This is a genomic window from Vibrio sp. ArtGut-C1 (assembly GCF_002105475.1).
Classification (GTDB): domain Bacteria; phylum Pseudomonadota; class Gammaproteobacteria; order Enterobacterales; family Vibrionaceae; genus Vibrio; species Vibrio diabolicus.
In genome coordinates, this window is record NZ_NCTH01000014.1 from 72,382 (window position 1) to 96,151 (window position 23,770).

Here is a 23,770-nt window from a genome sequence, read left to right on the forward strand (position 1 = left end):
GGTAACGTACTGATATTTAATATCACGTGAGAATAGGGTCAAACAGTGATATAGCGAGGAATGTGTGGTGATACTGCAATAATGCGGTCAACGTGAGAGTGATGCAATTATTAAGTCTGCAATATAACTTAAACTAATTTATGAGCTAATAAATAAAGTTGTTTTATTGGCACAAGAGAAAACCGCATGGGTGTTCTCTTGTACAAAGTAAAAGGATTATTTTCTAGCAAGCTTATGGTGAGCTCGGGAGAAGTGATCGGCACAAAATGCGCCGACAATTGAGAGTTCACCGGCCAGACAAAGCGCAGCTGCGACTTCGGCTAAGGCTTTCGCATTGCCGTTGCCGTGCAAACCCAAAATATCCAAACATGCCTTTTGCGTTGGAAGGCTAGTGCCCCCGCCAACCGTGCCAACCATGATGTTTGGCAAGGTCACGCACGCGTACAAGTTGCCTTGAGCGTCCACATCCATACGAGTGATACCAATGGCAGACTCTGCAACGCAAGCGGCATCTTGACCACACGCAATGTACAGCGCGGCAAGGGCATTCGCGTAATGCGCGTTTACGCCAATCGTCCCACTGAGTAAACCACCCACCGTGGTCATTTTGCCAAATTGCACCATAGATTCCGGCGTGGTATGCAGATATTTTTCCACTAACTCAGCAGGAATGGTCACTTCGGCGGATACTTTCTTACCGCGTACCGAGCGCAGCGTGTGCGCGTTTGGTTTTTTGTCGCCTGATAAGTTGCCATCCAAGAAGGCTTGCGTTGGTTTGATTGGGCTGGTCGCCAAAATATGATGGAACACTTCGTTTGTTGCGATGGTCACCATGTTTTGTCCGGAAGCGTCACCGGTCACGTATTCAAAGACCAAATAAACGTGGTTTCCTTCGATATTTACATTGATGTCTTTGAGTTTGCCATGTGAGGTGGTGGATTCCGTTATTTGACGAAATGCGTCAAACTGGGTCACAACCCAACTGACGAACTGACCCGCATCGGCAAGGTTATTAAAGGCGAACACTGGCGTTCGGCTCACCCCTTCACTCAGCAACAATGCGCTCGCGCCACCAGCAGCGGTAATAAGATTTGCGCCACGGTTGTAGGAAGCGACTAACGCGGCTTCTGTCGTTGCGAGCGGAACCAAAAAGTCGTCGTTCGTATACAAACCGTTGACGCGTAAAGGACCTGCGATGCCGACCGGCACATTGACAGTACCAATGAAGTGCTCGATGTTGTTGGAGTAAGCGTCGCAATGTGACTGTGTGAAAGGATCAAGAAGATGATCTTTATTGGTCACTTGTTCCAATACTTGCCAACGGCGCGCCAAATGCTTATCCGATAGGCCAGGGCTTAAGCAGAGACGTTTCTCTGGCTTGTGAAACTTCGGTTCTAATGCCGATTGAATCTTACTGCTGGTTTCGATATCGGAAAGGGCGGAGCTTTGAACAGGGTTATCTTGGTTTAACTTCGGCATACAAACGTTAACTGAAAAATCGAACCAGAGATTGTAGTGATTGGGGCTTTGATTACAACGTTGATTATACGTTTTGCAACAAATACCACTGTGTGAGCGCCTTTGTTATCCAAGTAATTTGATATTGGAGCGGAGGATTTACCAGAAATAAATGGGTTTTGACAATGAGTGCTGTAGTGAACAGAATAATCGGGGGTAGAGAACTTAGATGGCTTAGGCCGCTGCGGATTTGAGTCGAAAAAGTGTAAGCATGAGTACCTTAAAAGCGGACTGGCTCAATCTATGAAAGGAATAAATTGTCTAACCCAGTCCCTTGGGTCAGACGCTAGTTTGAATCAGTTGTTCAAAAACTAGTTGAAAGCGCGAGCCACACGTCCCGCACTTTGAATGCGATAATGGCCAACGTAAGCAGGAACAAATACAGATTGTCCTTTCGCGGCGGTTAACGTCTCACCGTTATCACTGATGAGTGTCAGTTCGGCATCAATCGCCATCAAAATCTCTGCGCTGTTTGCCTCAACCACGTCGTGATTCGGTTGGTTAATAATGCTGAAACTAAAGTCTGCGACTGGAACGGGGTAAAGGCTCTGGCAACCATTGGCATTGGGTTCTAAAACAAGGCTGTCAAAAGGCTTAGGCACAAAATCTGTGCATTTAACCAGTTCTTCAACATCCATATGTTTCGGCGTGAGTCCTGCACGCAAAACGTTATCTGAGTTCGCCATGATCTCTAATCCCGTACCTTTAATGTAAGCGTGTGGCGTTTTTGCGCTAAGGAACATCGCTTCGCCAGGCTGCAGCGTGATGACATTCAACAGTAATGGCGCAAACAAGCCGACATCGCCGGGGTATTGAGTGGATAGATCCAAGATGAGCTGGAAAACGTCGCTGTCAGTGCCTTGCTCCGATTGACGTGAAGCGTGGGCAAGAAGCTGTTTCAGTGCTCGCTCTTTTGTTTCTCCTTCCATGGTCAGAATGTGCACAAAGAAATCTCGCAAACCTTGTGAGTTGATTTCGCGTTTGAATGCATCTAATGGCGCGCGTAGCTCATCGATATCACAAAGGCTAAATGCCTCAATAATCTCGGCATACGAGCGAAAACCGTTCATGGCTTGGTAACTTGTCAGTGCGTATACCAACTCAGGTTTGTGGTTTGGATCTTTGTAGTTACGATGGCTCGCGTTTAGTGGGATGCCAGCACTTTGCTCTTTTTCGAAGCCTATTTCGGCATCTTGTTTGCTTGGGTGAACTTGAATCGACAGTGCATGTTCGGCCGCTAAGATCTTAAACAGAAAGGGCAGGTCGCCAAATTTCGCTGCGGTTTCTGCTGATAAGTAAGCGGGTTGGTTTTGTTTGATCAGTTCAGACAAAGGCAGCGTGTTTTGCTCAATCTGAACTTCAGAGCAGCCGTTTGGGTGAGTCCCCATCCATACTTCTGCTTGAGGCTCATTCGCTTCGTTAGAAAAGCCAAACAAATCGTGAATAGAAGAGGTGCTTCCCCAAGCGTAGTTTTGGATTTTGTTGTTCATTTGAAAGAAGCTATGCGATGAAATAGTGTTCAAATTCATGAATTTTTCCCATAGTTAACCCTCCGAACTTAATCGGAAGAAAAATTGAGCAGAGATACGTTAAATAAGGATGGCGAGCGTGGTTAGGTCACTCGCCAATTTGCCCGAAGGGCGATAAGTCGATTTACAATCGAGGTTTTGGGTCGAGTGGTTTTCGTGATGGTTGCGCTTGCAAAAATGGCAGCAACAAAAGGCCAATAACGGCTGCACAAACTGAAATGGTGATGAAGAAACCCGTCCAATGATATTCTTCAAGAATTAACGCCAATGGATAACCAGACAATGCTGCGCCCATGTAGGCGAACAAGCCCACGAATCCTGTTGCCGCGCCGGCAGAATCTTTGTGAGAGCACTCCGCCGCCGCCATACCGATCAGCATTTGTGGCCCAAAGACAAAGAAGCCGATGGAGAACAATCCCGCCGCTTGGAATGCAAAGTTGGTCAGAGGCATCAGCCAAAGCGCGGAGACAGATAAGAAAATCCCAATCGCGAACAGCAAGTTCATTGGCCCACGGTTACCGCCAAAGAGTTTGTCTGAGCCCCAACCCGCAACCAATGAACCAACAAAACCACCTATTTCAAACATCGACAGAGCAGCGTTGGCGTTAATCAGGCTATAGTGATGCTGCTCGGTTAAATACAGGTTTCCCCAGTCGTTTATTGCGGTTCGGACGATGTAAACCAACACATAACTGAACGCGAGCAGCCAGATGTATTTGTTGTTAAATACGTACGATTTCAGAATTTCGCGGTAGGTGAGGCCACGTCCGTAATTTTCTTGCGCAAGTTCTAGCGCGTCGTTGCGCCATTGTCCGACACTTGGTAAACCCATTGTTGTGGGTTTATCGCGCAATCGCCAACAAACGAATAGACCGAGTAATACCCCGATGATGCCGGGTAGAATAAAACCTTCACGCCAGCTGTAGTGCAACGTTAAATAGCCCACCAAAATAGGGATCAGCGCGCCACCAACGTTGTGTGCGGTGTTCCAAATCGCCCATAAGAAGCCACGCTCGGAACGTGAATACCAAGTGGTTAACAGCTTCGAGCATGAAGGCCAGCCCCAGCCTTGGAACCACGCGTTTAAGATCCACAGAGTAATGAAAGCCGCGAGTGAGCTAGAAAAACCGAACGCGATATTGACCAGACCTGTCGCAATCAAGCCTAGCCCCATGAAATAACGAGGGTTAGAGCGATCCGAAATCGTGCCAGAAATAAACTTCGAGCAGCCGTAGGTGATGTAGAAAAGTGTACCGATAAGACCCAAATCGCCTTTATCTAAGCCAAGATCGGTAATCATAGCTGGTGCGGCGTAGTTAAAGGTCTTACGGGTAAAGTAAAAACCTGCGTAGCCGATGTACATCCCCAACATAATGTGCAAACGCCAATGGTGGTAACGCTGGTCGATTTGCTCCTTGCTCAGACTCGGTTGAGTAAATTTAGGTGAACGTAAAAATCCAAACATCTTGAGTTACACCTTAGGTAAAGTAATGCTGATTTGTGTGCCGATCACTTGATCGCTGGTGGAGTAGATAACCATTTTTCCACCTAACGCGTGCACACGCTCTTGCATGCCGCGAACGCCCATGCCTTTCATGCTGTCCTGAACTTTGAAGCCGACACCATCATCGTGAATCATCAGTGACACCGCAGCTTCTCCAATTGTCAGTTCAATATTGATCAACTGCGCTTCTGCGTACTTGGCTGCGTTATTTAATGATTCTTGGCATAAACGGAATAGGGTGACTTTGAGTGTGTCACTCAGGCTGGTGTAATCGCCCTGCCAGTTCAGTTGAACGTTGGTTCCGTGATTGGCGAACTCCATTTCTCGCGTTAGTTGCTCGACGGATTCTTTTAAGTCCAAATCATCCAGCATTTTTGGTCTTAGCTTGCTTAACAGTCGCTTAGTGGTGTCGTACACGTTGAGGGAAAGCCCTTCGATCATGTCGGCGCAACCCACGCTTGTTTCTGCGTTATTTACCCGCTTAATGATGTTGGCTTGTGTGCGGATCGCCGTGATGTTCTGGCCGATTTCGTCATGTAGCTCGCGCGCAATATCGCGTCTTACGGATTCTTCCGCTTTGATAAGCTGGCGAGACAAATTCTGATTGCGTGCAAGTTCGCCGCGCAGTTTGTGATTGAGGTCTTTTTGTTTCTGAACCCCTAAACCGAGCATAATGCCGGTGATGGTTTGCGCCGAGAGAGATAATAACAAATCGGTGATTTCTAGATTTGATACGCCGCTGCGAGCCGCAATCAGCGCAATGCTGTTGAGCATGGTGGCGAGTAGGGCCCCTTGCCAGCCGTAACGCAGAGCAAGCACGATGATTGGAATCGCCATACAAAATGGCGCAAATCGTTTTAGCTCTTCAGGCAAACTGGTTTGCACCAAAATACTGCCGATCAAAAGCAGCGCATAAAGCACGATATGACGCACCTGAAATACAACGGCATTACTAAGTAGGAGAGAGCTAAGCGGAGACCAACGACTTTGGAACAAATAACTCCATAACAAGTAGCACATAGGCACCACGAGCAAGCCTCCAGAAATGCTAGCCAGCCACACCATGTAAACCGAAGGAACGTGAAAACCAACGGCCATCACATTAATAAACGCGCTTATGATAATGACAACGCTCATCACGGCTAAATGGCGGTTTTGGTCTCCGTAGTAGTATTTTTTCGCAATCAGAGTGACCGGGATACTGGCAATGCTCGCAATCAGCACGGTAAGCCACTGCGGTTGACCCAGTAAGATCGCAAGTGCGATGGAAAGCCCCCACTCTGAAAGATAAATCGTTGGCCAATAAGCGGTGCGAGTGTGCAGGGCGACACCTAATCGTAAAGCGAAAGGAAACAATAAGATCGCCAGCTCGGGATCATTGACAAAGTAATAGGCAATCACCCACAAGCAGAACCAGGCGCAAGCCATAACAAAAAGTCCGCAAATGGTGGTAACAGCATAAGCTCGCATTAAAAGGACTCTTGAGAAAATAGTTTGGCGAGCTCAACGTTGTTTTTCACGCCGAGTTTGTCGATGGCATTTGCACGATGCACATGCACGGTCTTGTGGCTCAAGCCAAGCTCTGCCGCGACTGACTTTACATCTAACCCGGTAGCAAGTAGCTGACATACCTCGTTTTCACGTTTTGTCAGTTGGCATAGAGAGGTGGTGTTGTCGCTAGGCGTTGCAAGTTTAAGTGCAATATCTGATGTGAGGTAACAGCCGCCAGAAGCACTGGTTCTCACGGCTTGAATAAGTTCGTCTGGGCTACAGCGTTTACTAAGATAGCCTTTTGCTCCTAGCTTTAGTGATTTTTCCACCATCGCAGGGGAGTCATGCACGCTAAGCATCACGCAGGCAATGCCAGTTGGTATTTCGCTAAGAAAGTTTAAGCCGCTTTCATCTGGCATGGAAATATCTAGGATGACGACGTGTGGGTGTACCGCAGGCAACCCTTTGCGCGCTTCTGCGACAGAACCAAATTCACCAACAACGGTAATATCACTTTCTAAATTTAATAATTGTGCGAAACCAGAACGCACGATGACGTGATCATCAACTAGAGCAACATGAATCATTATTACAACCAAATAGAGCAGACGATTAACAACAATAAGCTCCAACAGGAGCCAATAGAAAAACCTTTAATGATACTGAATTGAACAACTCATTTTAATGATCTTGCGCGCTTTACCGAAGTAAAGCGCGCAGAGAAGTTAGGCTTGGTTTTGTGCAAGTTGAAGCTTCTTCGCGTGTCGAATCTTCTTCTCTTCCGCGATAGCGACGAAAGCAAGCAAAACAATACAAATCATGGCGGAGGTATCTAGGGCTGCGAAGGTACCTTTCCAGCCTGTTAGACCGAAGATTGGTGTACCGTCTGCAATCATACCGAGACCAAGTTTCGCGAAGCTGTCACCGATTAGGTAAGCGAATGTACCTTTTACGCCGTCAGCCACACTGATTGCTTTTTTAGGGACAAAACCAACCGCGGCAACACCGATAAGAAGTTGCGGACCAAACACCAAGAAGCCCAATACAAATAGAGAGGCCAAGTACATGAACTCGCTAGTGGCGTGCTGGTAGAACTCAAGCGATACGATGATCAAACCAAGAGATACACAAGCAACCAATGCGCGGCGACCGTTTGCTAGGTCAGACAGGTAACCCCACATCAACGTACCCACAAGTGCACCGACTTCGAACAGAGTAAAGCCAGAGATTGCCGTTTCTTTTGACAGGCCAAGCTCTTGGTACGCGTATACCGTTGACCATTGGTCGATACCGATACGAACGATGTAAAGGAAGATGTTTGCAAAGCAAAGTAGCCAGATAACTTTGTTTTTAAGAACGTATTCAACAAAGATTTCTTTCTTGGTCATCTGGTTTTCTTCAGCGGCGGTGTCTTCTTCACTCACTGCTTCATCGAAAAGTTCTTCTACTTTACCTAGACCGTAAGCTTCTGGTGAGTCGCTACCAAAGCGCATACCGATAAAGCCAACGATGATTGCGATGATAGAAGGGAACACGAACATGCCGATTACGTGGCCGTCGAATAGGTAGTTAGCACCGAAAAGAGCAACACCCGCTGCGCCCGCACCACCAACGTTGTGCGACATGTTCCACAAGCCTAGGTAAGAGCCGCGTTTGTTACGAGGTGTCCATTTTGTAATGGTTGAGTAACTAGAAGGGCCACCAGTACTTTGGAAGAAACCACTCAGAGCGTAGAAAGCCACCATCAAGAACAGGCTTGCACTACCGCCGCCCATGCTGAAGCTGAAACCAAGCATGGCAAGACCAGAAAGGATCAGCATAAAAGGGAGGAATTGCTTGGTGTTCTTACCGTCAGCGTAGTAAGACACAACGGTTTTACCGATGCCGTATGTGATGGAGAAGCCAAGGCCAATAAGACCTAGGTCTGTCATGCTCAAACCGTAAGTTGAGATCATGTCGTTTTGCGCGACATTGAAGTTCTTACGAATCAAGTACATGGTTAGGTAGCCGATGAATACGACCAAGTAAGATTGGATGAACGGTTTAAACCACATCTTTCTTCTAACTTCGACAGGAAGATCGAGGGTCGGCTTCCGCACCTGTTCGAGGAATTTTAACATGATGAACTCTCTTGTAATTGTTTTAGAAACACAACGGAGACCGTTATGCGCTCTTGTTACCTTTGACTGAGCGGAATTCTAGAGAGTGGTTTTGTGAGGCACATGAGATGGTTGCCTAGATCGGCTAGGAAAAATTCCTAGAAGTGCCTAGGAAGGCGGAAAAGCGTGAAAAGAGTCACACAAAATCCTTACTAATTTATGGGTTTTTGACAGGGTTCTTATCGGATTGGAAAGCGTTCAAATGCAAGCGGGTTAATATGCGTAAGCTTAGTGCAGACAAGGGGTGAGCACGTTTGGTTGGAGAGAATAGTGTCTTGTCGCTAAGTATCAATTGGGAACGAGAAGCAAACAACAGAGACCCAGAGGTCTCTGTTAGAAATATTAGGAATTCGGCTAAGTTGACGTGTTAAGGCGCAGGGCTGTATAGACGCGGCGAGCCGTGTTTTGGTAAGTGAATTAGGTTCAAATGGTTTCTTCTTGCCCATTCGACGGTTAACGCTGTAGGTGCAGATAAGCAAACCAGAGTGGGGATGCGCGCGCGAACGGCTTTGTGGATCAACTCCAAGCTGCAACGGCTTGTCATGATAGCGAAGCCACTTTGAGGCTCGATGTGATTGTTGGCCAATGCGCCAATCAACTTATCTAGCGCGTTGTGACGGCCGATGTCCTCTCGGCACAACTTGATGTTGCCTTGTAAATCTGCAAATAAAGCGGCGTGTAACGCGCCAGATTCACGTGCGGCTTCTTGATGCAGTGCGACTTTGTCTCGCAGCCCTTCAAATACATCGGAGCGCGGAGGAAGAGACGGGGTCAGCGGCGCCAAATCAGGCAAAGCTTGTTCAAGAGCCTCGACGCCACAAATGCCGCATCCTGTTGTGCCAGCAAGATTTCGGCGTTGTGTTTTTAACGCCCAGAAAGCGCGGTTGCTGATTTCCACTTCCGCATAGTGAGATTCGTGATCGCCACCAATTTCAATGTCTTTGATCTCTTTGAAGTCGTGGACGATGCTTGTGCTTAAGCTAAACCCTTTCACGAAGTCTTCCAGATGGCCTGGCGTCACCATCATGACCGCTTGGCTAATGCCGTTGTAGCTGATAGCTAAAGCGGACTCGCTCGCCAACGACATTTGTTGCACTGGGCGGCCATCAATCAATTCTCGGTAATTGAATGCACTTGGTTGAGGTGGTGCTTGATTGAAATCGGACAGTTCAAAATAAGATTGAGTAGTACATCTCATGAAATCACCTCATAAGCCGTTGTGTATGCCAAAAATTGACGTGTGGATTGTTGTTATCGATTGAATATGCTTTTTGCTTCTGCGAAACACTGATCGGTTAGCGCGGAGAAGGGTTCTTGTTTTCGCTTTAACAAACCTAGCGGGGCGTGAACGGCGGCTTCTTCGATAGGAATAATGCGAAGCGTATCGTTCAACTCTTCCAATCCACAATTCAGCGGCATAATGGCGCAACAAAGGCCACTGGTTACTGCTTGGATCAAGTGAAAGGTGGAGTTACTTTCAATGACGGTTTGTGGAACTAGCCCTTTACTCACAAAGCTAAGATCAATCGAGTGGCGATAGTGCATGCCCTTCGAAAGCAGCCCTAGCGGAATGTTATTGAGTGACTCCCACAACACTTCAGATTCGGCAAAATCAAAATGACGCTCATCGAATAAAACGCCAAGTTTGGTCGAATCTAGCTCGATAACATCGAAGTAAGCGGTGTTGACTTGATCGACATAACACATCCCCAAATCAAGCTGATTGCGATTGAGTTGGTCTATGATCTGTTCGGTCGTCATGGAGAGTATTTGAAAGCGTAACTCAGGGAACTGTTGAGCTAATGGTTTGAGCAATTGCATCGGGTTTTGGCTGGCGAGTGGCACCATTCCAAGCCGAAGTGAACCGACCAACTGACCACGGCAGTTGGCGGCTTCGGCTTGCAATCCATCATGAGCGGCTAAGACGGTTTTTGCCCAAGCTAAAATGCGCTCTCCGGCTTCAGTAAATCCTTCAAATCGTTGACTTCTCTGGATTAATTCGAGGTCGAGTTCTTCCTCTAAGCTTCGGATTCTCATGGACAAAGTAGGCTGCGTAATGTGGCACAATGCGGCGGCTTGACCAAAGTGTTTGGTCTGTTCAAGTGCGATGAGATATTTCAGTTGTTTGATATCCATAATGGATTGTTCACCTTACGTTGTGAGTCACATGTACGGGGAACTCCCTAAAAAAGGGCACAGCACTACCGTACTTTTTAAGCGCTGGAGCGTTTTAACTGGGAAATGGAAAACCAAAACCAAGTCAAGAATAAAACCACACTCAAAATTGATCTGAATCAAGGCTATTCCTGATATTAATTAGGGTCAAATTTAAAGTATCTATAGTGTGATAGATACTATCTATTATCAAGAATGCCGATTTTATTGAGTTCGTTAAGCTAACTAGGTGGAATCGAATGGGAAAACGATTAACCTCATAAACTGTATTGATTAAAAATGTGATGAGCGTCAGTGGAAAAATTCGTCATAGATTTTGTTTATCACTCGGTCAGGATTATCAATTGGACGCATATTGAATAACGACTTAATCTTTGATTTAGATCAAGGCGCAACAATGCGAATTGAATCTAACAGTCTTAGAAACAGTAGGCGGGTATCCGATATCAAGAATCTAGATAAGTAAACGCTCGGACAAGCGAGAGCATGTTGAGTGGTTACTTATTTGGATTAAAAAATACATGGATTAGAAACTAAGCCCTTCAATACTTCCGCATTATCTCAATAAATAACGCGCTTGTTTTCACGGGTACCCTGCTTGCTGGTATATCTGCGAGGAGTAAAGTCGTGAGCCAAAAAGAACAAATAAAAGCATACAAAGGTCCAGCTGGTGGTTGGGGTGCACTGAAAGCCGTAACCAGAAGTTGGTGGGGCAGTGAAAATGCAGTTAAAAACATTCGCACTATGCTCAAAACCAACCAAAATGGCGGTTTCGACTGTCCGGGATGTGCATGGGGTGAGTCGCCAGATAGTGGTAAAGTCAATTTCTGTGAGAATGGCGCGAAAGCAGTAAACTGGGAAGCGACCAATCGTCTGGTTGATCCTGAGTTTTTTGCCAATCACAGCGTTTCATCTCTCTCAACGCAAACTGATTACTGGTTGGAATACCAAGGTCGTATCACGCACCCAATGCGATACGATGCCGAATCCGATCACTATGTGCCAGTCTCTTGGGATGAGGCTTTTGCACTTGTCGCGAAACATCTCAATCAATTAGATTCACCGCACCAAGCGGAGTTTTATACCTCTGGTCGTGCAAGCAACGAAGCGGCGTTTTTGTATCAGCTATTTGTGCGCGCATTCGGTACCAACAACTTCCCAGATTGCTCCAACATGTGCCACGAAGCCAGTGCAATCGGGATGAAAGACACCATTGGCGTTGGTAAAGGCACAGTGATCTTTGATGATTTTGAAGAAGCTGATGCGATTTTCGTGATTGGTCAAAACCCGGGCACGAACCACCCACGAATGCTTGAACCTCTACGCGAAGCGGTAAAACGTGGTGCACAGGTTATCTGTCTAAACCCGCTGAAAGAGCGCGGATTAGAGCGTTTCCAAAACCCACAAATGCCGATTGAGATGTTGAGCAACGGCTCAGAGCCTACCAACACGGCGTACCTGCGTCCTGCTTTAGGCGGAGACATGGCAGTGTTTCGTGGCATCGCGAAATTCTTGTTGCAATGGGAACGCGAGGCATTTCAAAACGGTGGCAAAGCGGTATTTGACCGTGAATTCATCAAGCAACACACGATAGGTATTGATGAGTATTTGGCTGAAGTGGACGCAACCTCTTGGGAACACATCGCGGAACAATCGGGTCTTGATTTAAGTGAAATCGAGATGGTGGCGAGTATGTATCGACGTGCAGAACGTGTGATCATGTGTTGGGCAATGGGGTTGACTCAGCATCGTCACTCTGTGCCAACCATTAAAGAAGTCGCAAACGTTCAAATGTTACGAGGTAACGTTGGTAAGCCGGGCGCGGGTCTTTCACCAGTGCGTGGCCACAGTAACGTTCAGGGCGACCGTACGATGGGTATTGATGAAAAACCTTCAGATCTGTTGTTGGATCGCATTGAAAGTCGATTTAACTTTGCCGTCCCGCGTGGTGAAGGCCACAACACTGTGCAAGCCATTAAAGCGATGGAAGAAGGGCAAGCGAAAGTATTTATCGGTTTGGGCGGTAACTTTGCACAAGCAACGCCAGACACAGAACGTACGCACAACGCGATGCGAAACTGTAATTTAACCGTACACATTTCGACGAAGTTAAATCGTTCTCACCTTGTCACAGGTAAAGATGCGCTTATTCTTCCATGCTTAGGCCGTACTGAGATTGATCAGCAAGCGACGGGCCCACAAGGTGTGACGGTTGAAGATACTTTCAGCATGGTACATATCTCATTTGGTCAGCTAAAACCGCGTTCGGAGCATTTGCGTTCAGAACCAGCGATTATTGCCGGTATTGCCAATGCGACACTCGGGGCAAAACCAATTGATTGGTTGTGGGCGATTGAAGATTACGACCGTATTCGCGATTTGATTGCCGACACGATTCCGGGCTTTACCGACTTTAACCATAAGCTTAAACACCCGGGTGGATTCCACTTGGTAAACCCAGCTGCCGAGCGTCGATGGAATACACCAAGCGGCAAAGCACAGTTCAGCTCTAGTGAGTTGCCGAAACAGTTGATCAGCGAAGCGATACTCGAAAAAGGCCAAAAGCCAGATTTGATCTTGCAAACCATGCGCTCACACGACCAATACAATACGACACTTTACGGCTTAAATGATCGTTATCGTGGTGTATTTGGTATGCGCGAAGTACTGTTTATCAATGAAGCGGATATTCGTAAACTCGGATTTGAACCGGGCGATAAAGTGGACATGGTGTCATTATGGGAAGATGGCGTAGAGCGTCGCGTGAGCGGATTTACGCTTGTTGCCTATGATGTGCCAGCAGGTCAGGCGGCGGCTTACTATCCAGAAACGAACCCATTGGTTCCTTTAGATAGTTATGGGGATAGAACGTTTACGCCAACCTCTAAGTTTATTGCGATCAAATTGGAAAAATCGACATCCGATAAGATCGCTTTGGTGGAAGCAGAATAGTTCCCAAACCAGCACAACGACATTCCAGATAAGCAAACGGCTGATATCAATTATCAGCCGTTTTTAATTGCTCACTTTGCCTTTAGATCATTTCGTCGAAGGCGCTTAGGGGGCTGAATTTAAATAGTTATTTTCGTTAATAACGGGGTTATTGGATAGCACTCTAAAAGGCAGCAATTAAGGCGCATTGGTCCAGCTTGTGTATAATATTAATGAAATTAGGCTATTAGACGTATAACCTGACGGATGTCTGTATTTGAGCCGAAATCTAAGCTGATGAAACTAACAAGAAGATAGATGACCTTGAAAAGTATAATTAAATTAACGTTAAGCCACTTAGTGGCTGTTGCGATTGGTATTGCGATAGGTATCTATACTTTACCGATTCTTATTGCACCGCCTGCGCCGACCGATGAGCAAGTTGCTAAGAGCAAGCAAGGTGCAGAATACAGCGCAGTGTTTAAGAGGGAACTCAAAGGTAGCGACGCTTTTCATTGGGGAGAGGGAGAAATTCATTTGAGTTCCCAAGCTATTACGCTGGTAGGAAAACTCGCTCCCGGGCCTGACTATAAACTCTATTTATCTCCTAAATTTGTCGAGACTGAACAAGCGTTTAATGACCTTAAATCTGAGATGAGCTTGGTTGGTGATGTCAAAACGTTCAATAACTTCGTTGTTGAGGTTCCTCAAGGCATTTCCATTTCTGAATACAATACTGTTGTTGTTTGGTGTGAAACATTCGGTGAGTTCATTACTTCGGCAAAATACCAATAAATCCCATCAGGAGAAGAAGTGGTTTCTTCTTAGTTAAGAAAGGTTTACTGCTCAAATAACTGGTGCAATACATTACGTGGTACAAATGCACTAAGTGCTGCTAATGGTTCTACAGTGGTTGATAGAACTTAAGGATATTTTGTGGAAGTTAAAATTTTTCAGGTCGACTCGTTTACATCAGATGTGTTCAAAGGCAATCCTGCAGGTGTGTGTATCACAGAATCAAGCCTTGATGAGGAAGTGATGTTGGCCATAGCGGCAGAGATGTCACTATCTGAAACCGCGTTTCTGTCATTAAATACAATGCAACTTCGTTGGTTTACACCTGAAACGGAAGTCGCTTTGTGTGGACATGGCACATTGGCCACGGCGCACGTGCTGAGAGAGCAAGGGTTATATAGTACAGGTGATACCATTGAGTTTGGCACGCTATCCGGCGTTTTAACTGCACAACTTGATCATGACGACATTCATTTGGTGTTTCCTGCTCCTATTTTAGATATGCGAGCAAGTATTAACACAGACTTGCTTCACGGCTTAGGGCTCGATGTGGCTGATGTAATCGCTTATGGTCAGTTTGATAATAAGCAGTTGATCGTCATCAATGATGAGTCTTTGATAGAGCAACTCGAACCTGATTTTAGTGCGTTACTTAAACAAAAAGGTCGTGGAGTTGTTATCACTGCTCAATCAAGCACTGACGCTGATTTTGTCTCTCGCTATTTTGCCCCTTGGGTGGGTGTTGATGAGGATCCAGTGACAGGTTCTGCTCATTGCGCTTTATGTGTTTACTGGGCTAAAGAGCTCGGTAAAGCGCAATTAAAAGGCTTCCAAGCATCCAAGAGAAGTGGAGTTGTTTATACAGAATTATTGAGTCCGGAATGCGTTAAGCTTTCTGGAAGTGCGGTAACAATGTTGCGAGGAGATATGAGAATCGCGTAGTCGTCCTTTTTGGTTCTCGTTTTTTCTGATTGCAGGTTTATCCAGTTTTCACTAGTGACAAAGCTAGAAGGCTGTCTATCCACGTGGTTGACTTTGTTTGTAAAAGCACCCCTCCCACGGTGGTGTATAACGATTGGAGAGTTATATGAAAACTATCGGTCTTCTAGGCGGCATGAGCTGGGAGTCGACGCTTAGTTATTACAAATTGATCAACAAAGGAGTCAAAGAGACGTTAGGCGGCCTAAATTCCGCAAAAATTTGTATGTATAGCGTGAATTTTTCAGAGATAGAGAAACTTCAACACCAAGGTAAATGGGAAGAAACGGCAAGTATTCTATCTGATGCTGCATCTTCAATAGAAAAAGGGGGCGCTGATTTTATTCTTATTTGTACGAACACAATGCACAAAGTTGCTCCTCAAATTGAAGCCAGTATTAATATCCCCATACTACATATCGCAGACGCGACTGCTGAGTTACTTCGTGAGAAAGGGGTTCAAAAGGTCGGACTCCTTGGTACTCAATTCACAATGGAGCAAGACTTTTACAAAGGACGGCTTTCCGACCTCTATGGGCTGGATGTCATAACTCCCGCTCAAGACGATCGCTCTATAGTGCATAACATTATTTATAAAGAGTTATGCCAAGGTGAAATCAAAGAGGAATCGAGAACGATATACCTGCAAATTATTGAAAAACTAAAAGAGCAGGGAGCTGAAGCTGTGATTCTCGGGTGCACTGAAATTGCCTTACTTGTAAACCAAAGTCACACCGATGTTACGCTACTCGATACCACGTCTATCCATGCTCAAGCGGCAGTCCGTTTGGCGATAGAAGGTTAATGAGTTAGATTTGAGTCCATGTAAATAAAAAAAGAGAAAACCAATCCCTCGGTTTTCTCTTTTTTTTTTATTATCCCGTTATAAGCTCGAGAATTTGAGTGTTCTGTATCCACCAATCAAGTTACGAGCTTTGTAACCATTGTTGACGAGTTGACGGTATGCCACGTTACCGCGCAAGCCTACTTGACAGTAAATCACAATCTCTTTGTCTTTTGGTAGTTCACCCATACGATGGCGTAACTGGTCAACCGGAATGTTGATTGCCCCTTCAAGATAACCAACAGACTCCAATTCACCCGGGTTACGGACGTCGAGGAGAATTTGATCTTCAGTCAGGTTGTCGATTTCATCGTAATGAATCGCCGCTGCGTCACCTTTGATGATGTTATTTGCCACAAACGCCGCTTGGTTGATCACATCTTTTGCACTGCCGTAAGGTGGCGCGTAAGTCAGTTCAAGATGCTGTAGTTGTTCAACCGTCATACCAGCACGTTGTGCAACAGCCATAACGTCAATACGTTTGTCTATACCGTCTTTACCAACTGCTTGAGCACCTAAAATCTTGCCTGATTTTGGATCGAACAACATTTTGAACGACACCACTTCTGCACCAGGGTAGTAGCTCGCGTGGCTTGCGGTATGGACGTACACTTTTTCGTATTCAACGCCAGCGCGTTTTAGTTGCTTCTCGTTTTTACCGGTAGAAGCCACAGCAAGGTCAAAGATTTTACAAATCGCTGTCCCTTGTGTGCCTTGGTAAGTTTCTTTGCGGCCGAGCATATTGTCTGCTGCCATACGACCTTGACGGTTTGCCGGGCCTGCAAGTGGCACTAGAGTTTGCTCGCCAGTCACGAAGTCTTTCTCTTCTACCGCGTCACCGACAGCGTAGATAGATGGATCGCTGGTTTGCATGTGTTCGTTCGTGTAAATACCGCCTAGCGCGCCAATTTGAAGGCCGGCTTCTTGCGCCAGTTTTGTCTCAGGACGAACACCAATTGCCATAATCAAAATATCGGTGGTGAGTTTTTCACCGTTGTTTAGTGTTAACTCCAATTCACCTTCTAGGTGTTGGTGTTTCTCACTCTCACCAGAGTCGAAACTTGCAACGTGCTCGTTAGGTACGAATTTCACAGATTCAAGCGCGACGCCAAGTTTTAGGTCGACACCTTTGTCACGAATTTCTGCATGAGCAAAACCTGCCATTTCACGGTCTACTGGCGTCATGACTTGGTCTGCCATTTCGATCAGAGAGGTTTTAATGCCAAGTTGGTGGAAGGCTTCCATCATTTCTAAACCGATGAAACCGCCGCCAACAACCGTAGCATGCTCTGGTTTGTTCATTTGGATCGTTTCGATGATGCGATCCATATCTGGAATGTTACGTAGCGAGTGGGTTAGCGGGTTATCGAGACCTGGGATTGGCGGAACAATAGGGCCTGCACCTGGGCTAAGCAGTAGGAAGTCGTATGATTCTACGTATTCAGACTCATCCAACAGGTTTTTGATCGTAACGGTTTTGTCCTGTCGGTTAATAGAAACTACTTCATTCATCACGCGAACATCAACGTTAAAACGTGCTAAAAAGCTTTCTGGCGTTTGTAGTAGTAACTTACTGCGTTCTTGGATATTGCCGCCGATGTGATAAGGCAAGCCACAGTTGGCAAATGAAACAAACGGGCCACGTTCAAACATGATGATTTCGGCATCTTCGCTTAGACGACGAGCACGCGCCGCCGCAGATGCACCACCTGCAACACCACCGACGATTAAGATCTTAGTCATTTTTAACTCCAAGTTTTAGGGCGAGCTGACCTTTCACGAATAGCCTGTGTGAAAGGTCACTACGCTCTAGATTATCTAAAACCAAATTTCTTTAAAAAATAAGCAGCAGGGCAGATTCCCGTGTAAGCACTTTGAATAAGATTAACGCCGATAAACACGGTGAACCAAATGAAGTTACTGTGAACGAACACGGTTAGTATGACCGAGATCAATACCATCGTGCCTGCAAAAATTCGTACTGCATTTTCTAACGTCATAACTCTTCTCCTTCGTACTCTCAAACTGAGAACGCCATCCTTTGATATTCATCACTATAATTATCTAAATTAGAAATGTCTAATGTTAATTTATCTAAATTCGCCATTACTAATTTAGCGTTGACTAAATGCATTGTTTTAGTAATATCTAATTTAGTTTTTAATGTAGAGGTGAGTCATGAGCTATACAGATATGGATGTAGCAGCAATGAAAGGCAATGCCAATGAAGCTGCTGATCTCCTAAAAGTAATGGCACATCCGGAAAGGCTAATGGTGTTGTGCCAACTGACCCAAGGTGAGGTTGGTGCTGGGGAGCTGCAAAAGAACTCGTTCCTTAGCCAATCTGCCTTTTCACAGCACTTGACGGTGCTTCGCAAACACAAATTGATCAAGGCTCGTAAGGCATCACAGCAAGTGTTTTATTCGTTGTCAGAACCGAGAGTTGAGTCATTAATCAAAGCGCTTCATAGCGTTTTCTGTAACTAATTCGTAGCTAAGATTTTAGAGGTAAATAATGTTAAACGTTATTCCATGGGAATCGTTGTTTGGTGGCATTTTGTTAGGGATCTCCGCCACTATATTGTTGTTGGTTAACGGGAAAATTGCCGGAATCAGTGGAATTATGAATGGCATTATGTCACCGAAAAAAGGCGATTATTCGTGGCGATTGCTTTTTGCGGTTGGAATGATAGCTGGTGGCTTGATTAGCGTTCTGATGTTGGGCGTTGCGGTTCCTAGTACCGCGAACCTTTCTTTAGGGATGGTGATTGCCGCTGGTTTATTGGTAGGAATCGGAACCAGACTGGGTAACGGATGTACTAGTGGGCACGGCATTTGTGGCATGGGCCGTTTGTCTAAGCGCTCTATTGTGGCGACCTGTGTATTTATGGCTGTCGCTGGCCTAACGGTATTCGTTCGACTTCACCTAGTTTAAGAGAGATTCCATGAACAAGACTATTTTTCGTTTTTCTGCTCTTTTGAGCGGTGTGTTATTCGGTATGGGCATGGCGGTGTCTGGTATGATCGACCCAGCTAAAGTCATTGGATTTTTAGATATTTCTGGCAGTTGGGACCCAAGTTTGGCTTTTGTGATGGGCGGCGCACTCGCGGTATTCATGCCAAGCTATTTTTTAATCATCAAGCCGAGAAAACAATCAGTTAGCGGTGAAGCGTTTTGCACACCAACCAATAAGAACATCGACGGACGTTTGTTATCTGGTGCGGCCATCTTTGGTTTAGGTTGGGGTTTGGCAGGTATTTGCCCTGGCCCTGCGGTTGCGAGTCTGGCATTAGGCAACGTGAGCATTGTGGTGTTCTTCCTTGCGATGTTAGTTGGATCTCTGTTCGCGAAGGCGATCATTACTTACCGTAACGCGAAGAAGATGAAAACCGCGAACGCGTAAACAATCAATCTGATATGGAGGGGAAAGGATGCCCGACAAACTAAAGCGAAGTTTTGTTCAGTCCGTGATGAACAGCTTTTTCCCTCCGATCATGATTTTACTCGCGCTTATGGTCGGTGCCGCGGCTTTGTGGTTGACCCCGAAAGAGGAAGACCCGCAAATCGTTGTGCCAATGGCAGATGTATTGGTTTCGGCTCCCGGACTAAGCGCTTCTCAAGTCGAAAATCAAATCACTGAACCATTAGAAAAGCTTGTTAGCCAAATTGACGGTGTGGAATACGTTTATTCTTCGTCAATGGAAGGTGCTGCGCAAGTCATCGTTCGTTTCTATGTCGGCGAAAACCGCGAAGATGCTTTGGTTAAGCTTTACAACAAACTCTATTCCAACCAAGACAAAGTTCCTCCTTCTGTCACCAACTGGCTTGTAAAGCCTGTTGAAATCGATGATGTACCCATTGTTGTTGCCGCAATTTATTCCACCGATCCAGACCTTCTCGATCGCCATCAGCTGAGACGTATTGCAGACCAAGCCACGTTAGGTATTAAATCATTGGATGCCACCAACAAGGTGGAAGTGATTGGCGGTGAGCCGAGAAAAATCCAGATAGAGCTTGATTCCGTTGCGATGGCAAACTTCAAAGTAACCATCGATGACCTCGAACAGGCCATTCAGTTCAGTAATAGCAAAACCCAAGGCAAGAGCGTTCGCGTAAACGGGCAAAATTACACATTGGAGTCGGGACGGTTTCTGACTAACGCCGAAGAGGTAGGCGATCTTGTTATCGCGGTGCTCAATGGCAAACCCGTTTACTTGAAAGATGTCGCGCGTATTTACGACGGTGAAGGTGAGGCAACATCCGATACTTGGTATCGCGATAAAAACCACGATGAAGCATACCCAGCGGTGTTCATTTCTGTCGCTAAACAAAAAGGCTCGAACGCGGTTAACGTGGCTCAGTCTGTTCGGGATAAACTGGCGGAGCTTCAATCCGAGCAGTTTCCTCCGCAAGTACAAGTTGAAGTCATTCGGGACTATGGCGAAACAGCGAACGCAAAAGTAAACAATTTGGTATCAAGCCTTGGTATTTCGATTCTAACGGTCGTGGTGTTTGTTGGTTTGTTCTTGAACTGGCGAAGTGCATTGGTGGTTGGCATCGCGATTCCAATTAGCTATGGTGCCGCGCTCGGGATGGACTTGGCATTTGGCTATTCCATCAACCGAGTCACGCTCTTTGCATTGATTTTGGCGCTAGGTTTGATCGTGGACGACCCGATTGCCAGTATCGATAACATTGAACGCTACCTCAAACGCAAAAATCTAACACGAGCCAATGCGATTGTTCTCGCCATGGCAGAAATTCGTAGCGCCTTGTTAATGTCGACGGTCGCAATCGTGATCGTGTTTACGCCGATGTTTTTTATCTCTGGGATGATGGGGCCTTACATGGCGCCACTGGCGTTCAACGTTCCGATCAGCGTTATCTTTAGTACCGTTGTCGCGTTTATGATCACGCCTTGGCTTGCCAAGAAGCTACTCAAAGGTGCTGAGGAAAACGGCCACTATGACATCCAATCTTCGCCGATGTATCGTTTGTATCGTGGTGTGTTGATTCCGTTACTTGAAAGTCGCAAGAAAGCGTGGCTTTTCCTTGGTTTGGTTGCCTTGTTGTTCGTCTCGGCAGCATTGTTGCCAGCACTTCGCTTAGTTCCACTCAAGTTGCTGCCTTATGACAATAAAAATGAGTTCCAATTGGTATTAAACATGCCAGAGTCTTCAAGCTTTGTGGATACCTCCAACGCTCTGTCGAGCTTTACGGACTATTTAATGACGGTGCCGGAAGTGACAAGTGTGTCGGGCTTTGCAGGCACCGCTTCCCCAATGGACTTCAACGGCATGGTGCGCCACTACTTTATGCGTAGCGAACCATACCAAGGCGAGCTTCGAGTCGTTCTTGCAGAGAAGAATCGGCGCGCAATGCAATCACACGAACTGGTGACACGACTCAGGGCGGATTTAGAGCAGATTGCAGATAAGTTTGACGCTGACGTGCAGCTAGTCGAAGTGCCACCAGGCCCGCCTGTTATCGCCACCATTACGGCAGAAGTTTACGGTGATGAAGCGACATCTTATGAAGATCTGATGATCCAAGCAGAGAAAGTCGCGGATAGGCTTCGCAAAGAACAGTTGGTTTCTGAGGTGGATACCAGCATCCAAGGTGATTTAGAAACGTGGCAATTCATCGTTGATCAAGAAAAAGCGGCGCTGTCTGGTGTTTCTGTTGCTGATATCAATAACACGCTTATTACCGCCGCGAACGCCAAAGTGCTCGGTTATATCGCCGATCCAAGAGAAGTGGAACCACTACCTATCGAAGTGCAGCTCCGACGCGAAGACAGAGATAACCTGAATCAACTCGAGCAGCTTTATGTGCGAGGCCGTCCGGGCATTGCAAAAGTAGAATCCAATGGGGCGGTTGTGGATGCTCCTCAGCCTATCGTGCAGTTGTCTGAAGTCGGTCATTTTGTGAAACGCGCAGCGGACAAACCGATTTTCCATAAAAACCTCAAGCCTGTTGTGTATGTCTACGCTGAGGTAGTTGGGCGTGTTCCGGGTGAAGTGATTGCCGATGTGATGGTTGACCAAGATACAACTCACGCGGAAGATGTGCATCGTCACTGGCAAGATCGCACGTACTTGAGCAATGGCGCTGGTGTCACTTGGAGCGTGCCAGACAACATCGAAGTGGTTTGGAGTGGTGAGGGGGAATGGAAAATCACAGTGGACGTATTCCGCGATTTAGGCATTGCTTATGGCGCTGCGCTGCTTGGCGTATTTGTGGTGATGTTGATTCAAACTGGTTTACCTGCGGTATCGGGCATCATCATGCTGGCGATACCCCTGACCGTGATTGGGATTATGCCGGGGTTCTGGATTTTGAATGTGTTAAGCAGTGACATCGGTAATTACCCGAACCCAGCGCTGTTCACGGCGACCGCGATGATCGGCATGATTGCGCTAGCAGGGATTGTGGTGCGTAACTCACTCGTTTTGATTGAATTTGTTCAGCAATCGCTGGCTGAAGGTCGTAGTTTACATGATGCGTTGATTGAATCTGGTGTTGTTCGTATGCGGCCAATATTGCTGACCGCGGGTACAACGTTACTGGGTAACGTTGTGATTACGCTAGACCCAATTTTTAACGGTTTGGCTTGGGCAATCATATTCGGTATTACCGCCTCGACCATCTTTACGCTGCTTGTGGTTCCGGTGGTTTATAACCTTGCATACCAAAACACCAAAGGACATGGATTACCTCAGATGGAGGAAGAGCAATGAAATTAGATACCAAATGGTTAGGCGTGATTCTGTTTGCCATACTCGCGCTTCTTTTTCTCTATATGGCTGGTTTTTTTACAGAAAAGTTGCCGACCGAACATGACGCGAAAACCAACCAGATTGATGTAAATAACGCAGAGACACATCAACTGATGTTAACCAGCGAATCGGTTGTTCGAGAGTTTCCGGGCGTCGTCGTTGCAGAGCAGCACGCCGATATCGCGGCACGGTTAACGGCATCGGTGATGGAGGTATTGGTGAAGGTTGGCGATAGAGTGAAGCAAGGAGACGTGTTGGCGCGGCTAGAAAGCGATGATCTCGACGCGCGAGTTCGTCAAAGTGAGCAGGCTTTATCCTCTGCACAAGCGCAGCTCAATGCGGCGAGAAAGGAGTTTTCTCGTGTCAGAGCGCTTTTAAACAAAAAGCTGATCCCTCAATCGCAATTTGACCAAGCGGAAAGTGCGTTGCAAACCGCACAAGCCAACTTCAATAAAGCGCAAGCGGCGGTCTCTGAGGCGGAAACGACCTTTGGCTACAGCATCATTACTGCACCGTTTGATGGCTTGATCACGCAAAAGCCCATCAACAAAGGTGATACCGCGACGCCGGGGGCTTTGCTTTTATCAATGTACAATCCAAACTCGTTGGAAATAGAGGTGAACTTTGCTGAGTCTGTCATGCCTTATGTGACTTACGATAAAGAAGTGGACGTTGTTTTCCCGTCTTACAACCTCAATGCGCAAGCGGCTGTAAAAGAAGTGACGCCGTCGGCAGATGCCAACTCGCGCAGTTATACCGTAAAGCTTCAATTTGAGCCGCCAACGGCTATCTATCCAGGTACATACGCCAAAGTCGCGTTGACCTTGACCGACGATGTTGTACTTCGCGTGCCAAAAGAGGCGGTTTACCAAGTTGGCCAATTGGACTACGTAAAAGTGGTGCAAGACAGCGGTGAGGTAGAAACTCGGCTTATTCAGCTTGGAGAGTTGGGGAGAGTGCGAACGGGGTTAAAGCAGGGTGACGTCGTACTGCTGAATCCAAGATCGCTTTGATAGAACGGTTTCTCTCGTTAACCAATCAAACGTCTATCTAACAGGTAACAACA

The 23,770-nt window shown here is 46.5% G+C and carries 19 protein-coding genes; 9 read left to right on the forward strand and 10 right to left on the reverse strand.

Annotated elements, in window-relative coordinates; all coding sequences use genetic code 11:
- Positions 1–216: 216 nt before the first annotated feature.
- From B7360_RS13860 to B7360_RS13895, 8 genes are all read right to left on the reverse strand, one after another.
- Entirely contained in the window at positions 217–1,479 is a 1,263-nt protein-coding gene (locus B7360_RS13860) for a hydroxymethylglutaryl-CoA reductase (protein ID WP_085343776.1), read from the reverse strand.
- Positions 1,480–1,829: 350 nt separating this feature from the next.
- Positions 1,830–3,047, reverse strand: coding sequence for a mannose-6-phosphate isomerase, class I (gene manA / locus B7360_RS13865; RefSeq protein ID WP_085343777.1), 1,218 nt, complete (start codon positions 3,045–3,047; stop codon positions 1,830–1,832).
- Positions 3,048–3,171: 124 nt separating this feature from the next.
- Positions 3,172–4,512, reverse strand: coding sequence for an MFS transporter (locus B7360_RS13870; RefSeq protein ID WP_085343778.1), 1,341 nt, complete (start codon positions 4,510–4,512; stop codon positions 3,172–3,174).
- A gap of 6 nt (positions 4,513–4,518) precedes the next feature.
- Positions 4,519–6,021 (reverse strand): signal transduction histidine-protein kinase/phosphatase UhpB, encoded by a 1,503-nt coding sequence (uhpB, locus tag B7360_RS13875; RefSeq protein WP_085343779.1) that lies wholly within the window; start codon positions 6,019–6,021, stop codon positions 4,519–4,521.
- Entirely contained in the window at positions 6,021–6,629 is a 609-nt protein-coding gene (gene uhpA, locus B7360_RS13880; RefSeq protein ID WP_005376090.1) for a transcriptional regulator UhpA, read from the reverse strand. Before uhpA ends, uhpB begins: the two co-directional genes overlap by 1 nt.
- Before the next feature lie 138 nt (positions 6,630–6,767).
- Positions 6,768–8,162, reverse strand: coding sequence for a hexose-6-phosphate:phosphate antiporter (gene uhpT, locus B7360_RS13885; protein ID WP_021707729.1), 1,395 nt, complete (start codon positions 8,160–8,162; stop codon positions 6,768–6,770).
- 406 nt (positions 8,163–8,568) lie between these two features.
- Positions 8,569–9,399, reverse strand: a complete 831-nt coding sequence (gene fdhD / locus B7360_RS13890; protein WP_085343780.1) for a formate dehydrogenase accessory sulfurtransferase FdhD — start codon at positions 9,397–9,399, stop codon at positions 8,569–8,571.
- A 53-nt stretch (positions 9,400–9,452) separates the two neighbouring features.
- Positions 9,453–10,337, reverse strand: coding sequence for a LysR family transcriptional regulator (locus B7360_RS13895; protein WP_046875405.1), 885 nt, complete (start codon positions 10,335–10,337; stop codon positions 9,453–9,455).
- Between the two features lie 666 nt (positions 10,338–11,003).
- Here B7360_RS13895 and B7360_RS13900 point away from each other — a divergent pair.
- From B7360_RS13900 to B7360_RS13915, 4 genes are all read left to right on the forward strand, one after another.
- A complete protein-coding gene (locus tag B7360_RS13900; RefSeq protein WP_085343781.1) occupies positions 11,004–13,328 on the forward strand; it encodes an FdhF/YdeP family oxidoreductase in 2,325 nt (774 codons plus the stop codon).
- A 297-nt stretch (positions 13,329–13,625) separates the two neighbouring features.
- Positions 13,626–14,102 carry a DM13 domain-containing protein gene (locus tag B7360_RS13905; RefSeq protein ID WP_085343782.1) on the forward strand — a complete coding sequence of 159 codons (477 nt, stop codon included), beginning with the start codon at positions 13,626–13,628 and terminating at the stop codon, positions 14,100–14,102.
- Between the two features lie 141 nt (positions 14,103–14,243).
- Positions 14,244–15,044 carry a PhzF family phenazine biosynthesis protein gene (locus tag B7360_RS13910; RefSeq protein WP_085343783.1) on the forward strand — a complete coding sequence of 267 codons (801 nt, stop codon included), beginning with the start codon at positions 14,244–14,246 and terminating at the stop codon, positions 15,042–15,044.
- 145 nt (positions 15,045–15,189) lie between these two features.
- Positions 15,190–15,885 carry an aspartate/glutamate racemase family protein gene (locus tag B7360_RS13915; protein WP_085343784.1) on the forward strand — a complete coding sequence of 232 codons (696 nt, stop codon included), beginning with the start codon at positions 15,190–15,192 and terminating at the stop codon, positions 15,883–15,885.
- A gap of 78 nt (positions 15,886–15,963) precedes the next feature.
- Here B7360_RS13915 and B7360_RS13920 read toward each other — a convergent pair whose 3' ends face one another.
- Both B7360_RS13920 and B7360_RS13925 read right to left on the reverse strand, forming a co-directional pair.
- Positions 15,964–17,667 carry an FAD-dependent oxidoreductase gene (locus B7360_RS13920; protein ID WP_085343785.1) on the reverse strand — a complete coding sequence of 568 codons (1,704 nt, stop codon included), beginning with the start codon at positions 17,665–17,667 and terminating at the stop codon, positions 15,964–15,966.
- Positions 17,668–17,738: 71 nt separating this feature from the next.
- Complete coding sequence (locus B7360_RS13925; protein ID WP_012842250.1) at positions 17,739–17,924, reverse strand: DUF2892 domain-containing protein; 186 nt, start codon at positions 17,922–17,924, stop codon at positions 17,739–17,741.
- A gap of 178 nt (positions 17,925–18,102) precedes the next feature.
- Between B7360_RS13925 and B7360_RS13930 the strand changes: the two genes are divergently transcribed.
- From B7360_RS13930 to B7360_RS13950, 5 genes are read left to right on the forward strand one after another with little or no spacing between them, the layout of a single operon-like run.
- Positions 18,103–18,411, forward strand: a complete 309-nt coding sequence (locus B7360_RS13930; RefSeq protein ID WP_085343786.1) for a metalloregulator ArsR/SmtB family transcription factor — start codon at positions 18,103–18,105, stop codon at positions 18,409–18,411.
- A gap of 28 nt (positions 18,412–18,439) precedes the next feature.
- Positions 18,440–18,859, forward strand: a complete 420-nt coding sequence (locus tag B7360_RS13935; RefSeq protein WP_005394547.1) for a YeeE/YedE family protein — start codon at positions 18,440–18,442, stop codon at positions 18,857–18,859.
- Between the two features lie 10 nt (positions 18,860–18,869).
- Entirely contained in the window at positions 18,870–19,328 is a 459-nt protein-coding gene (locus tag B7360_RS13940) for a YeeE/YedE family protein (RefSeq protein WP_046875443.1), read from the forward strand.
- Positions 19,329–19,356: 28 nt separating this feature from the next.
- Positions 19,357–22,665, forward strand: a complete 3,309-nt coding sequence (locus B7360_RS13945) for an efflux RND transporter permease subunit (protein WP_085343787.1) — start codon at positions 19,357–19,359, stop codon at positions 22,663–22,665.
- A complete protein-coding gene (locus tag B7360_RS13950; protein ID WP_005394544.1) occupies positions 22,662–23,717 on the forward strand; it encodes an efflux RND transporter periplasmic adaptor subunit in 1,056 nt (351 codons plus the stop codon). The genes B7360_RS13945 and B7360_RS13950 overlap by 4 nt, the downstream gene beginning before the upstream one ends.
- Positions 23,718–23,770 lie beyond the last annotated feature (53 nt).